Source organism: Enterobacter chengduensis (assembly GCF_001984825.2).
GTDB lineage: Bacteria > Pseudomonadota > Gammaproteobacteria > Enterobacterales > Enterobacteriaceae > Enterobacter > Enterobacter chengduensis.
This window is the reverse complement of sequence record NZ_CP043318.1, coordinates 4,079,567-4,091,935: the sequence shown is the minus strand read 5'-3', so window position 1 is coordinate 4,091,935 and position 12,369 is coordinate 4,079,567. Positions and strand designations below refer to the sequence as shown.

Genomic DNA, 12,369 nt, shown 5'->3' with positions numbered 1-12,369 from the left:
ATCATCCCAGGTCCGCCATCAGCACTTTTGAACGACGCTGATAGTTGTACATCTCTTTCTTCGTTTCAGGCAGAGAATCGATATCCACCGGCGTGAACCCGCGCTCCTGGAACCAGTGAATGCTGCGCGTCGTCAGCACGAACAGCTTGCTCAGTCCCATCTGGCGCGCCTGTGCCGCTACGCGCTCCAGCAGCATTTCGCCGCGGGAAGAGCTGCGGTAATCAGGATGCACCGCCACGCAGGCCATTTCACCAATCTTCTCTTCCGGGAAGGGATAGAGCGCGGCGCAGGCGATGGTCAGGTTATCGCGCTGAATAATGGTGAATTTGTCGATCTCCATCTCCAGCTGCTCGCGCGAGCGACGCACCAGAATGCCCTGTTGTTCCAGCGGGCGGATCAGCTCCAGAATACCGCCGATGTCGTTGATGGTGGCGCGGCGGATCTGCTCCGCGCTCTCCATCACAATCTGCGTACCGATACCGTCGCGGGAGAACAGCTCCTGCAGCAGGGCGCCGTCTTCCTGATAGCTGATCAGGTGGCTACGGCGTACGCCGCTGCGGCAGGCCTTCACCGCGCCACGCAGAAAACGCACGGTGCCGGAGTGGTAATCCCCTTCGGCTTCCAGCGCCTCCACGCGAGCCTGGGCTTCATTCGGGAAGAGTTCCGGCACAATCACACCTTCATCGTTTACGACGCCCTGGGAGGAGCAAAACCCAATCATTTTTTCTGCCTTCAGCTTGATCGCCAGCTGCGTGGCAATCTCTTCGGACGTCAGGTTAAAGCTTTCGCCGGTGACGGAAACGGCAACCGGGCCCATCAGCACGATGGCGCCGCTGTCCAGCTGGCGGTGTATGGCCTCTTCATCAATGCGACGAATGCGGCCGCTGTGGCAGTAATCCACGCCGTCGTCCACGCCCAGCGGCTGGGCAATGATAAAGTTGCCGCTCACGACGTTGATATGCGCCCCCTGCAGCGGCGTATTGTTCAGGCTCATGGAGAGGCGAGCGGTAATATCCAGCTGCAGCAGACCCGCCGCCTGTTTTACCAGCTCCAGGGTTTTCGCATCAGTCACGCGGGTATGCTTATGGTAGATAGGCTCGTGGTGATGAGCGGCCAGGTTGGCGTCGATCTGCGGACGCGCGCCATACACCACCACCAGGCGGATACCGAGGCTGTGCAGCAGGCCAATGTCATTGACGATGCTGGAAAAATTTTCATGCTCAATGGCTTCGCCGCCAAGCATGATGACAAACGTTTTTCCCCGATGGGCGTTGATATAGGGAACAGAATGGCGGAATCCCTGGACCAGTTCGGTTCTACGTTCCTTCACCATGGCACAACCCTTAATGAATGTTTATTCGTAATTTCTGTATTTTTATTCGATTGTGGCCGCGTGTGCAAGCGCAAATTTTCCGCGGCCCACAGAAATTGATAAGTAATCCGTGCGTTAGCGTATGATTGTTTACCCTTTTATAGATGACAGTTTATGCGTCATTCGTTAAAGTTTTCGGTCAATCTGGACATTTTGTATATCAGTCAGTGTTCTTGCTCGGGAGAAGCATGTCGGGATCCAATTCAGCAATAAGCCGCCGCCGTTTGTTAAAAGGGGCCGGGGCAATGTGGTTGCTTAGCGTCAGTCAGGTCGGTCTTGCCGCCACCAGCCAGGTCGTGGCGGTGCGCGTCTGGCCGTCGTCGACCTATACGCGCGTGACGGTAGAATCCAATCGCGTGCTGAAATATAAGCAATTTGCCCTCAGTAACCCTGAACGCGTGGTGGTGGATCTCGAAGGCGTTAACCTCAACTCCGTGCTGAAGGGAATGGCGGCGCAGATCCGCGGTGACGATCCGTTTATTAAGTCGGCGCGCGTCGGGCAGTTCGATCCGCAAACCGTGCGCATGGTGTTTGAGCTTAAGCAGAACGTGAAGCCGCAGCTGTTTGCCCTCGCGCCCGTTGCGACGTTTAAAGAGCGTCTGGTGATGGATCTCTATCCGGCCAATGCAACGGATATTCAGGATCCGCTGCTCGCCCTGCTGGAGGACTACAACAAGGGCGATCTTCAGCGTCAGGTGCCGCCTGCGCAAAGTGGTCCGCAGCCCGGAAAAGCAGGGCGGGATCGTCCGATTGTGATCATGCTCGATCCCGGTCACGGCGGCGAAGACTCCGGCGCGGTGGGGAAATACCGCACGCGTGAAAAAGACGTGGTGCTGCAAATCGCCCGTCGCCTGAAGGCGTTGATTGATAAAGAGGGCAATATGCGCGCCTATATGACGCGCAATGAGGATATCTTTATTCCGCTGAAGGTCCGGGTGGCGAAAGCGCAGAAGCAGCGCGCCGATTTATTCGTCTCGATCCATGCGGATGCCTTTACCAGCCGCCAGCCAAGCGGCTCGTCGGTATTTGCGCTCTCAACCAAAGGTGCGACCAGTACCGCCGCCAGATACCTCGCGGATACCCAGAACGCCTCGGACCTGATCGGTGGCGTAAGCAAAAGCGGCGACCGCTACGTCGACCACACCATGTTTGATATGGTGCAGTCGCTGACCATCAACGACAGCCTGAAGTTTGGTAAAGCGGTGCTGGGCAAGCTCGGCAACATCAATAAGCTGCATAAAAACAGCGTTGAGCAGGCCGGATTTGCGGTGCTGAAGGCGCCGGACATCCCGTCCATCCTGGTTGAAACCGCGTTTATCAGTAACGTGGAAGAGGAGCGCAAGCTGAAGACCGCTAAATTCCAGCAGGAAGTGGCGGAGTCGATTCTGGCGGGGATTCGGGCGTATTTCTCTGACGGGGCGACGCTGGCGCGACGCGGGTAAATCTTTTTGCCGGGTCATTGCCCGGCACATTCACAAACGACAGATACAAAAAAACACCCTTGAGGGTGTTTAGTGTTTTCAGAAGTGTTGGTTGCGGGGGCCGGATTTGAACCGACGACCTTCGGGTTATGAGCCCGACGAGCTACCAGGCTGCTCCACCCCGCGTCACCGTACTGCTTTTACTTCTTCACATTGTATTGGTTGCGGGGGCCGGATTTGAACCGACGACCTTCGGGTTATGAGCCCGACGAGCTACCAGGCTGCTCCACCCCGCGTCCGTGGATGCGCACTATACTCGGTTAGGTTTGTGATGCAACCCCTTTTTCACATAAATCATGATTTTGTATGCAAATTGAACGACATGGCCCTGTTTGGACTATTTTTTGCGCAAAATTTGCCAAAGGGCATGCGATCGCATTTCATTAGCCCTGGCGGTTTGTTATCTTCATCATGCGGAAATGGGCAACTTAAAGACGAGATAGAATGAAAGGACGTTGGGCGAAGTATCTGATGGCGGGCGCAATGGTAGCGATTCTTGCGGCCTGTTCTTCCAAACCGACCGATCGCGGTCAACAGTATAAAGACGGGAAGTTATCCCAGCCTTTCTCTTTAGTTAATCAGCCTGATGCCGTCGGCGCACCGATTAATGCCGGTGATTTCTCCGAGCAGGTCTACCAGATCCGCAACGCGTCGCCGCGTCTGTATGGTACCCAGAGTAGCGTGTATAACGCGGTCCAGGACTGGCTGAAAGCGGGCGGCGATACGCGCAATATGCGCCAGTTTGGTATTGACGCCTGGCAGATGGAAGGGGCCGATAACTACGGTAACGTCCAGTTTACCGGCTATTACACTCCGGTTATCCAGGCGCGACACTCGCGTCAGGGCGAGTTCCAGTATCCTATCTACCGCATGCCGCCGAAACGCGGTCGTCTGCCGTCTCGTGCCGAGATCTACGCCGGGGCGCTGAGCGAAAACTACGTTCTGGCCTACAGCAACTCCCTGATGGATAACTTCATCATGGACGTTCAGGGCAGCGGGTACATTGATTTTGGCGACGGCTCACCGCTTAACTTCTTTAGTTATTCCGGTAAAAACGGCCACGCCTACCGCAGTATTGGCAAGGTGCTGATCGACCGCGGCGAAGTGAAGAAAGAAGACATGTCGATGCAGGCGATCCGCGAGTGGGGCGAGAAGCACAGCGAAGCCGAGGTGCGTGAGCTGCTTGAGCAGAACCCCTCGTTCGTCTTCTTCAAACCGCAAAACTTTGCGCCGGTGAAAGGGGCGAGTGCGGTACCGCTGATTGGCCGCGCGTCGGTGGCATCGGATCGTTCTATTATCCCTGCGGGTACCACGCTGCTGGCGGAAGTGCCTCTGCTGGACAACAACGGCAAGTTTAACGGCCAGTACGAGCTGCGTCTGATGGTAGCGCTGGACGTCGGTGGGGCGATTAAAGGCCAGCACTTCGATATCTATCAGGGTATCGGTCCTGACGCGGGCCATCGCGCGGGCTGGTATAACCACTACGGACGCGTGTGGGTACTGAAGGCGGCACCGGGTGCCGGAAACGTATTCAGCGGCTGATTGTGGTATTCTGAGCGCAATACGGATTACTGTTCAGGGTGAGGAAAACCTCACCCTTTTTACATCTGAGGTTTTATGTCTGTGGTAATCAGCGACGCCTGGCGCCAGCGTTTTGGCGGTACGGCACGTTTATATGGTGAAAAAGCCCTGCAGCTGTTTGCGGATGCGCACGTCTGCGTCGTGGGCATTGGTGGTGTCGGGTCGTGGGCGGCTGAGGCGCTGGCGAGAACCGGTATTGGCGCAATCACGCTGATTGACATGGATGACGTCTGCGTCACCAATACCAACCGTCAGATCCATGCCCTGCGCGATAGCGTCGGCCTGGCGAAGTCTGAGGTCATGGCGGAGCGCATCCGCCTGATCAACCCGGAATGTCAGGTTACGGTGATCGACGACTTTGTGACGGCAGATAACGTCGCGGAGTACATGAGCAAAGGCTACAGCTACGTGATTGACGCCATCGACAGCGTGCGGCCAAAAGCGGCGCTGATCGCATACTGCCGTCGCTACAAGGTGCCGCTGGTCACGACGGGCGGCGCGGGCGGGCAAATCGATCCGACGCAGATCCAGGTGGCCGATCTGGCGAAAACCATTCAGGATCCGCTGGCGGCCAAGCTGCGCGAACGCCTGAAAAGCGACTTCAACGTGGTGAAGAACAGCAAAGGCAAGCTGGGCGTCGACTGCGTGTTCTCGACCGAAGCGCTGGTCTACCCGCAGGCGGATGGCTCTGTGTGTGCAATGAAGAGTACGGCGGAAGGGCCAAAGAGAATGGATTGCACCTCCGGGTTTGGGGCGGCCACCATGGTGACCGCCTCCTTTGGCTTTGTGGCGGTATCTCACGCCCTGAAGAAGATGATGGCGAAGGCGGAACGTCAGGCCTGAGCGTGCCGTGCGGCGTCCAGTACCGCTTCGCTAAGCGCGATCAGCCCCTGACCGCGCGAGGCGCTGAGCTGCGCGCGCAGCCCAAGCTCGTCAAATAACGCCAGCGGCGAATGCGCCAGCAGCTCCGCCGCGCTTTTCCCTTCAACCGCGGTCAACAATACGGCCAGCAGGCCCCGGACGATGCGGCCTTCGCTGTCGCCGAAGAAGTGCAGCTTCTTCCCGGATACGCTAAACCCGAGCCAGACGCGGTTTTCACAGCCCGCGATTTCTCTCGCCTGCGCTTTGAGATCGTCTGAAAGGGCAGGGAGCTGTTTACCCAGCAGGATCAGCTGGCGATATTTATCTTCCCACTGCGAGAGCGGGGCGAAGGTCTGTTTTAAGGTCTCTTCCGTGATGACCGTGCCAAACGGATGTCCGGCTAAAGCAGCGTGAGTCATTAATCCACCAGTATTTCAAGGGCGCGGTCAACGGCGCTCACCAGCGCGTCAACGTCGCTTTGGTTATTGTACGGCGCAAACGAGGCGCGCAGCGTACCGCTCACGCCGAGCGCCGCCAGCAGCGGCTGGGCGCAGTGCTGTCCGGCACGCAGGGCGATGCCATACCCGGCCAGCAGCGTCACCATGTCGCTATGGTGCACGCCCGCAAAATCAAAGGCGAGCAGGCTGGAGTCCTGAACGCGGAACGAGCGAAAGCCGGGGCGCTTTTTGAGTTCTTCCTCTGCCAGCGTCGCCAGCCCCCGGCTCCAGCTTTCAGCCTGAACAATGTCTGTCTCAGCCAGCCACTCCAGCGCCGCGCTCAGGCCAATCACCCCCGCCACGTTCGGCGTACCGGCTTCCAGGCGATAGGGGACATCCTGCGTTTTGAAGCCATCGAACGACACTTCGGTAATCATCTTGCCGCCACCGAGCCATGGCGTCATTTTTGCCAGCAGTTCCGGCTTACCGTACAGCGCCCCTATGCCGGTTGGCCCGTAGAGCTTATGTCCTGAGAAGGCATAGAAGTCGATATCCAGCGCCTGCACGTCGGCGGGGAAGTGCACCACGCCCTGCGCGCCGTCAACCATCACCACCATCCCGCTGGCATGGGCTATACGAATAGCCTGAACCAGATCCGGGCAACCTCCCGTGACGTTCGACATCTGTCCGAGCGCCAGAATGCGGCTGCGGGGGGTAATCAGCTCGGGTAAACGCGCCACGTCGGGCAGCAGGTCTGCGCCCAGCGGGAGCTTCACCACGCGCGCACCCGTCTGTTCGGCCACCATCAGCCACGGCACCAGGTTAGCGTGATGCTCCGCTTCGCTGACGACGATCTCATCGCCCGGCTGCAGCAGCGGGCGCGCGTAGCACTGGGCCACCATATTGATGGCCTCGGTCGTGCCGCGCGTCCAGACGATATTTTTTCCGCTTTCGGCGTTGATCAGCTGCGCCACCCGATCGCGTGCGGCTTCATAGCGCGCGGTTAACCGCTGCGCTTCGGCGAACTGGCTGCGATGCACGTTCCCGGCGCTCAGGCTGTAGAACTGCTGGGTAGCCTCAATCACCGCCTGCGGCTTCAGGGCGGTGGCGGCACTATCCAGGTAAATACCGGCATCTGCCAGTGCCGGAAACTGTGCGCGGAACTGCGCGGGACTGAAAGCGTTCATGGGATTCCTCATGTCAATATAGCGATCGTCGCGCAATTTCCGCGGCAGGGCAAGGAGGTTGATATCTATCAGAATTGTCTGTTTATCCTTACGACCTCAAAAAAGCAGGTTATGCTAAATAGTGTTAGGCGGATGTTTTAGCCTGTTATAAATCGAGGTTTGAATAGCATTAATTGCTAAAGGAGAATAATCATGAATAAGACAGCTGCAATCATTTCTGCCTGTGCGTTTACCTTTGCCCTGAGCGCCTGTTCTGGTAACAACTACGTGATGCACACTAACGATGGTCGTTCTATCGTTTCGGAAGGGAAACCGACTACCGATAATGATACCGGGATGATTTCGTATAAAGATGCTAACGGGAACAAGCAGCAGATCAACCGCACGGACGTGAAAGAGATGAAAGAGATCGCGCATTAACAGATCGTAAGCGAAAAAAAAGCACCGCAAATTGGCGGTGCTACATTAATCACTATGGACAGACAGGGTAAATGTACAGGAAGTGAAAAATTGGTAGCGTTGCTACCGTGGTCTGAATCGCAGACCAATTGCAAACACAACAACACAACATCACAACCGTAAGCCAAAAGCCCTTCAGAACACGCATTCCGAAAAAAGCTCTTCGTTCCGGCTCAGGAAGTGCCGCCACTATAGGTATTTGCTGGTAGTTCCTCAACGGACAAATTATAATGGCTCAGATAAAAAAAACTAATAGGTTAAACGTTGTTTCCTGTTTGTTAAAATCCGTTAACATCTAAGCCAGATAACCATGTCAAAGCGATTGCCACCCCTCAATGCATTACGTGTTTTTGATGCAGCAGCACGTCACCTGAGCTTTACCCGCGCAGCAGATGAGCTTTTTGTGACACAGGCCGCAGTAAGTCACCAAATCAAGTCTCTGGAGGATTTTCTGGGCCTTAAGCTGTTTCGTCGACGCAATCGTTCGTTGCTGTTGACCGAAGAGGGGCAGAGCTATTTTCAGGATATTAAAGAGATTTTTTCCCAGCTTACGGAAGCCACGCGTAAGCTACAGGCTCGCAGTGCAAAAGGTGCTCTGACCGTCAGTTTATTGCCCAGTTTTGCCATTCAATGGCTGGTTCCCAGACTCTCAAGCTTTAACTCAGCTTATCCGGGGATCGACGTTCGAATCCAGGCGGTCGACCGTCAGGAGGACAAGCTTGCCGATGATGTCGATGTCGCCATTTTTTATGGTCGCGGTAACTGGCCGGGCTTGCGCGTTGAAAAATTATACGCAGAATATCTCCTGCCGGTCTGTTCTCCTCTGCTGTTAACGGGAGATAAGGCGCTGAAGTCACCCGCTGACCTGGCTCAGCATACGCTTTTGCATGATGCCTCTCGCCGCGACTGGCAAACTTATACCCGTCAATTAGGTCTTACACATATAAACGTGCAGCAGGGACCCATTTTTAGCCACAGTGCAATGGTGTTACAGGCTGCCATTCACGGGCAGGGCGTGGCGTTGGCGAACAACGTCATGGCGCAGTCCGAAATTGAGGCAGGCCGCCTGGTTTGCCCTTTTAATGATGTTCTGGTCAGCAAGAATGCATTTTATCTGGTTTGTCATGACAGTCAGGCAGAACTGGGTAAAATAGCCGCCTTCCGGCAGTGGATACTGGCGAAAGCGGCAACCGAGCAAGAAAAATTCCGCTTCAGGTATGAACAATAACGTTTGTGTGCCGGGCACGCATCAATTCAGGACGTAAACATGACCAGCCGATTCATGCTGATTTTTGCCGCGGTAAGTGGCTTTATTTTTGTCGCACTGGGCGCCTTTGGCGCACATGTATTAAGCAAGTCTTTGGGCGCAGTAGAGATGGGCTGGATCCAGACCGGCCTTGAGTATCAGGCATTCCATACGCTGGCTATTTTTGGGCTGGCGGTGGCGATGCAGCGCCGTATCAGTATCTGGTTTTACTGGAGCAGCGTGTTTATGGCGCTGGGTACCGTGTTGTTTAGCGGTAGCCTGTACTGCCTTGCGCTCTCGCATTTGCGCCTGTGGGCGTTCGTTACACCTGTCGGCGGCTTCAGCTTCCTGGCGGGGTGGGTATTAATGTTTATCGGAGCTATCCGTCTGAAACGCAAGGGCGTTGTTCATGAATAAGGTTGTTTTATATTGTCGCCCGGGGTTTGAGAAAGAGTGCGCCGCGGAAATTACCGATAAAGCGGCGAAGCGCGAGGTCTTCGGCTTTGCCCGCGTAAAAGAGAACGCGGGCTATGTGGTCTTCGAGTGCTATCAGCCTGAAGATGCAGACAGGCTGGCGCGCGAGCTGCCGTTCAGTTCGCTGATCTTTGCTCGCCAGATGTTTGTCGCGGGTGAGCTGCTGAAGGATCTGCCACCGGAAGACCGCATCACGCCCATCGTCGGCATGCTGCAGGGCGTGGTGGAGAAGGGCGGCGATCTGCGCGTTGAGGTAGCGGATACCAACGAAAGTAAAGAGCTGATGAAGTTCTGCCGTAAGTTCACCGTGCCGCTGCGCGCGGCGCTGCGTGATGCGGGCGTGCTGACGAACTACGAAACGCCGAAGCGTCCGGTGGTGCATATCTTCTTCATCGCGCCGGGCTGCTGCTATACGGGCTATTCGTACACCACCAACAACTCTCCTTTCTTTATGGGCATCCCGCGTTTGCGCTTCCCGGCCGATGCGCCAAGCCGTTCCACGCTGAAGCTGGAAGAGGCGTTCCACGTCTTCATTCCGGCGGACGAGTGGGACGAGCGTCTGGCAAACGGCATGTACGCCGTCGACCTTGGCGCGTGCCCGGGCGGCTGGACCTATCAGCTGGTGAAACGCAACATGTGGGTATCGTCCGTTGATAATGGCCCAATGGCGCAAAGCCTGATGGACACCGGGCAGGTTACCTGGCTGCGCGAGGACGGCTTCCGCTATCGTCCGAACCGTAACAACATCTCCTGGATGGTGTGCGACATGGTCGAAAAGCCGGCAAAAGTGGCCGCGCTGATGGCCTCCTGGCTGGTGAACGGCTGGTGCCGTGAGACCATTTTCAATCTCAAGCTGCCGATGAAAAAGCGCTATGAGGAGGTGTCGCAGAACCTGGCGTACATTCAGGAGCAGATGGATGAACACGGGATTAACGTGGAGATCCAGGCGCGTCAGCTCTATCACGACCGCGAAGAGGTGACGGTGCATATTCGTCGCTGGTGGGCAGCGGTGGGCGGGCGTCGCGACGAGCGATAGTGCGCTGATTGCCCCTCACCCCGGCCCTCTCCCCATGTACGGTCCGGGGACATGGTAGACAGGTGTTCGGGGACATGGTGAACACTTTTTAACATCCTTTACCCATGGTGATCGACTTTTTCTTCAGGTCGATCACCCCCACTTTCGTGCTGTACCACCACACTTCATAGCAGCCATCCTCCTGCGTCTCCTTCAGCCCCACCCGTTCTCCCCTGAACGCCTTTCCTGCATTCAGACTGGCTCCCTGTAAGCTCAGCTTCCCGCTGATATCCACTTTCCTGACCAGCACACCTTCATCGTATTCCGGGGGCGTCACGCTGCCGCTGTACTGCCGCCCAGACGGCTGATAGCGTGAGGCCGGGACCGCCATATCCAGCGCCTCGTGCGGGCGTTCAAGGTTATAGACCGTCCGCCAGTGGTCAAAGGCACGCTGCAGCTCGCCGCTGTCCGCGAACCATTTCCCCTGCAGCACTTCCGCCTTCAGGCTGCGGTGAAAACGCTCCAGCTTGCCCTGCGTCTGCGGATGATAAGGCCGGGAATGGCCCACCCGGATACCGTGGCGCATCAGCCACAGCTCCAGCGCCGTCCAGGTGCCGGTTGTGTCGCCCCACGGTGAGCCGTTATCCATCGTCATCCGGTCCGGCAGGCCGTAGCGTTCAAAGACGCTGACCAGCTGTTGCTGCACGGTCTCACGCCGTTCATCGGTACAGTGTGTGAGGCACAGGGAAAAACGGGAGTGGTCGTCGAGCAGGGTGAGCGGATGGCAACGGCCGCCGCCAAAGGGGAAGTGCCCCTTAAAATCCATCTGCCAGAGCCGGTTCGGGGCGTCATGTTCGAACCGTCCGGTGGCCGGAATACCCGGAGCCGTGCCGGGCAGCAGGCCGTGACGGGCCATCAGGTTATGGACAGTGCTGAAGGCAGGCATACGGTGGCCCTGGTCTTCCAGCCAGCGCTTAATCTTGCGGGCGCCCCAGCGTTCATGACGGTCATGGGCCATGCGCAGCAGGGCGGTGACGTCGTCAGACGAGCGGTTGGGGGAATGATGCGGCGTGCGGGGGCGGTCCTGCAGGCCGGGTTCGCCCTCGACAGCCCAGCGCTGAAGCCACTTGTAGCCGGTAGCAGGTGAAATGCCGAAGCGACGGCAGAGGGAACGGATGTTCGCCCCGTCCTGCGAGGCGAACAAAACAAACTCGGTACGTAATGACATGGTATCTCTCGCATCCCAGGGCATAAGCGACTCCATAAGCGGGTTCTTATGCCTTAGTTGTAAGTGTCTACCATGTCCCCGAACAAGTGTTCACTATGTCCCCGGACTGTACACCCCAAAGGGGCGAGGGGGAAAAGACCGCACCGAGAGTTCCCTCTCCCCTATGGGGAGAGGGTTAGGGTGAGGGGGTATTAACGTTCTAGACGCAGCTGCTGCAAATTCCCGTCCAGCCGTAAATCCGTCTGTAGCGTTGCGATTTCACGGCAGATAAACGCCATCTCTTTATGCGCCTTCAGCTTTTTGCGCCACTTTTCCGGCACCTCATCGAGACGGGCGTAAATTCCTTCCAGATTCTGAAAATCGGTCAGCAGCTGCGCGGCGCTCTTCGGTCCAATACCGGCGACGCCCGGAACCTTTGAACTGCTGATGCCCGCCAGCCCCCAGTAATCCGGCAGCTGCTCAGGCGATACGCCAAACTCGCTGGCGATGAACGGCGCGTCCAGCCAGCGTTTTTGAAAGTAGTCGCGGATGCGGATAGTCGGGGAGAGCAGCTGGCAGTAGCCTTTGTCCGTTGAAACGATCGTGGCCTGATGCCCGGCTCCCGCCACCTTTACGGCCAGGGTGGCTGCAAGATCGTCAGCTTCATTTCCCTGCGCGCCCCAGCAGGGGACGCCCCGCTGTTCAAATGCGGCGCGCAGCATGGGTAATTCGGCGTGAAGGTCGTCCGGCATCGGCGCGCGTCCGGCTTTGTAGTCCGGCAGGCGCTGGTGTCGCCAGCCCGTATTGCGGGCTTCGTCATCAAATACCGCGACCGCGTGGGTGGGCTCACTGTGGCGGATAAGCTGTTCCAGCGCGTGCAGGCAGGTGTCTTTACAAGGCGTCCCCTGTACCGCATGGATACGGCGAATCAGGTTAAGAGCATCGACGATAAGTAAATGAACGGCCACAGATAATCTCCCTTCTATCTCATGCGTGAAGGGTAACACTGTCAGCAGCGTGAAACTATGAATGGTGGGAAAAACAGGAAG

12 protein-coding genes and 2 tRNA genes are annotated in these 12,369 nt (G+C 57.0%); 7 read left to right on the top strand and 7 right to left on the bottom strand.

Going from position 1 to position 12,369, the window contains the following annotated elements:
* Position 1: 1 nt before the first annotated feature.
* Positions 2-1,333: an amino-acid N-acetyltransferase gene (gene argA, locus FY206_RS19775; protein WP_014885072.1), complete on the bottom strand. Its 1,332-nt coding sequence runs from the start codon at positions 1,331-1,333 to the stop codon at positions 2-4.
* Between the two features lie 227 nt (positions 1,334-1,560).
* On the opposite strand from argA, the gene amiC reads away from it, so the two are divergent.
* Complete coding sequence (gene amiC, locus FY206_RS19770) at positions 1,561-2,814, top strand: N-acetylmuramoyl-L-alanine amidase AmiC (RefSeq protein ID WP_023309036.1); 1,254 nt, start codon at positions 1,561-1,563, stop codon at positions 2,812-2,814.
* Positions 2,815-2,902: 88 nt separating this feature from the next.
* Here amiC and FY206_RS19765 read toward each other — a convergent pair.
* Positions 2,903-2,979: transfer RNA gene (locus tag FY206_RS19765), tRNA-Met, on the bottom strand.
* A 33-nt stretch (positions 2,980-3,012) separates the two neighbouring features.
* Positions 3,013-3,089: transfer RNA gene (locus FY206_RS19760), tRNA-Met, on the bottom strand.
* A 208-nt stretch (positions 3,090-3,297) separates the two neighbouring features.
* On the opposite strand from FY206_RS19760, the gene mltA reads away from it, so the two are divergent.
* Both mltA and tcdA read left to right on the top strand, forming a co-directional pair.
* A complete protein-coding gene (gene mltA / locus FY206_RS19755; RefSeq protein WP_023309035.1) occupies positions 3,298-4,395 on the top strand; it encodes a murein transglycosylase A in 1,098 nt (365 codons plus the stop codon).
* A gap of 75 nt (positions 4,396-4,470) precedes the next feature.
* Positions 4,471-5,277 carry a tRNA cyclic N6-threonylcarbamoyladenosine(37) synthase TcdA gene (gene tcdA, locus FY206_RS19750; RefSeq protein WP_032643167.1) on the top strand — a complete coding sequence of 269 codons (807 nt, stop codon included), beginning with the start codon at positions 4,471-4,473 and terminating at the stop codon, positions 5,275-5,277.
* Here the strand turns inward: tcdA and csdE are convergent.
* Positions 5,268-5,714, bottom strand: coding sequence for a cysteine desulfurase sulfur acceptor subunit CsdE (csdE, locus tag FY206_RS19745; RefSeq protein ID WP_032643164.1), 447 nt, complete (start codon positions 5,712-5,714; stop codon positions 5,268-5,270). The two genes, tcdA and csdE, sit on opposite strands and share 10 nt — an antisense overlap.
* Entirely contained in the window at positions 5,714-6,919 is a 1,206-nt protein-coding gene (csdA, locus tag FY206_RS19740) for a cysteine desulfurase CsdA (RefSeq protein ID WP_032643161.1), read from the bottom strand. Before csdA ends, csdE begins: the two co-directional genes overlap by 1 nt.
* 192 nt (positions 6,920-7,111) lie before the next feature.
* Here csdA and FY206_RS19735 point away from each other — a divergent pair, with 192 nt between their 5' ends.
* From FY206_RS19735 to rlmM, 4 genes are all read left to right on the top strand, one after another.
* Positions 7,112-7,339 (top strand): YgdI/YgdR family lipoprotein, encoded by a 228-nt coding sequence (locus FY206_RS19735; protein WP_032643159.1) that lies wholly within the window; start codon positions 7,112-7,114, stop codon positions 7,337-7,339.
* Between the two features lie 349 nt (positions 7,340-7,688).
* Complete coding sequence (gene gcvA, locus FY206_RS19730; RefSeq protein ID WP_032643156.1) at positions 7,689-8,606, top strand: glycine cleavage system transcriptional regulator GcvA; 918 nt, start codon at positions 7,689-7,691, stop codon at positions 8,604-8,606.
* Between the two features lie 39 nt (positions 8,607-8,645).
* Positions 8,646-9,041: a DUF423 domain-containing protein gene (locus FY206_RS19725; protein WP_023309031.1), complete on the top strand. Its 396-nt coding sequence runs from the start codon at positions 8,646-8,648 to the stop codon at positions 9,039-9,041.
* The gene (gene rlmM / locus FY206_RS19720) at positions 9,034-10,134 is read left to right on the top strand and encodes a 23S rRNA (cytidine(2498)-2'-O)-methyltransferase RlmM (protein ID WP_032643154.1); all 1,101 of its coding nucleotides are present in this window, start codon (positions 9,034-9,036) and stop codon (positions 10,132-10,134) included. Before FY206_RS19725 ends, rlmM begins: the two co-directional genes overlap by 8 nt.
* A gap of 88 nt (positions 10,135-10,222) precedes the next feature.
* Here rlmM and FY206_RS19715 read toward each other — a convergent pair whose 3' ends face one another.
* Both FY206_RS19715 and xni read right to left on the bottom strand, forming a co-directional pair.
* The gene (locus FY206_RS19715) at positions 10,223-11,365 is read right to left on the bottom strand and encodes an IS481 family transposase (protein ID WP_032644041.1); all 1,143 of its coding nucleotides are present in this window, start codon (positions 11,363-11,365) and stop codon (positions 10,223-10,225) included.
* A gap of 167 nt (positions 11,366-11,532) precedes the next feature.
* Positions 11,533-12,288, bottom strand: coding sequence for a flap endonuclease Xni (xni, locus tag FY206_RS19710; RefSeq protein ID WP_032643152.1), 756 nt, complete (start codon positions 12,286-12,288; stop codon positions 11,533-11,535).
* Positions 12,289-12,369: the final 81 nt, after the last annotated feature.

What these genes read in the sequence shown, in the direction of transcription:
- FY206_RS19735 (WP_032643159.1), top strand. Translation starts at nt 7,112, where the DNA reads ATGAATAAGACAGCTGCAATCATTTCTGCCTGTGCGTTTACCTTTGCC.
- amiC (WP_023309036.1), top strand. Translation starts at nt 1,561, where the DNA reads ATGTCGGGATCCAATTCAGCAATAAGCCGCCGCCGTTTGTTAAAAGGG.
- rlmM (WP_032643154.1), top strand. Translation starts at nt 9,034, where the DNA reads ATGAATAAGGTTGTTTTATATTGTCGCCCGGGGTTTGAGAAAGAGTGC.
- argA (WP_014885072.1), bottom strand. Translation starts at nt 1,333, where the DNA reads ATGGTGAAGGAACGTAGAACCGAACTGGTCCAGGGATTCCGCCATTCT.
- tcdA (WP_032643167.1), top strand. Translation starts at nt 4,471, where the DNA reads ATGTCTGTGGTAATCAGCGACGCCTGGCGCCAGCGTTTTGGCGGTACG.
- FY206_RS19715 (WP_032644041.1), bottom strand. Translation starts at nt 11,365, where the DNA reads ATGCCCTGGGATGCGAGAGATACCATGTCATTACGTACCGAGTTTGTT.
- csdE (WP_032643164.1), bottom strand. Translation starts at nt 5,714, where the DNA reads ATGACTCACGCTGCTTTAGCCGGACATCCGTTTGGCACGGTCATCACG.
- FY206_RS19725 (WP_023309031.1), top strand. Translation starts at nt 8,646, where the DNA reads ATGACCAGCCGATTCATGCTGATTTTTGCCGCGGTAAGTGGCTTTATT.
- mltA (WP_023309035.1), top strand. Translation starts at nt 3,298, where the DNA reads ATGAAAGGACGTTGGGCGAAGTATCTGATGGCGGGCGCAATGGTAGCG.
- gcvA (WP_032643156.1), top strand. Translation starts at nt 7,689, where the DNA reads ATGTCAAAGCGATTGCCACCCCTCAATGCATTACGTGTTTTTGATGCA.
- csdA (WP_032643161.1), bottom strand. Translation starts at nt 6,919, where the DNA reads ATGAACGCTTTCAGTCCCGCGCAGTTCCGCGCACAGTTTCCGGCACTG.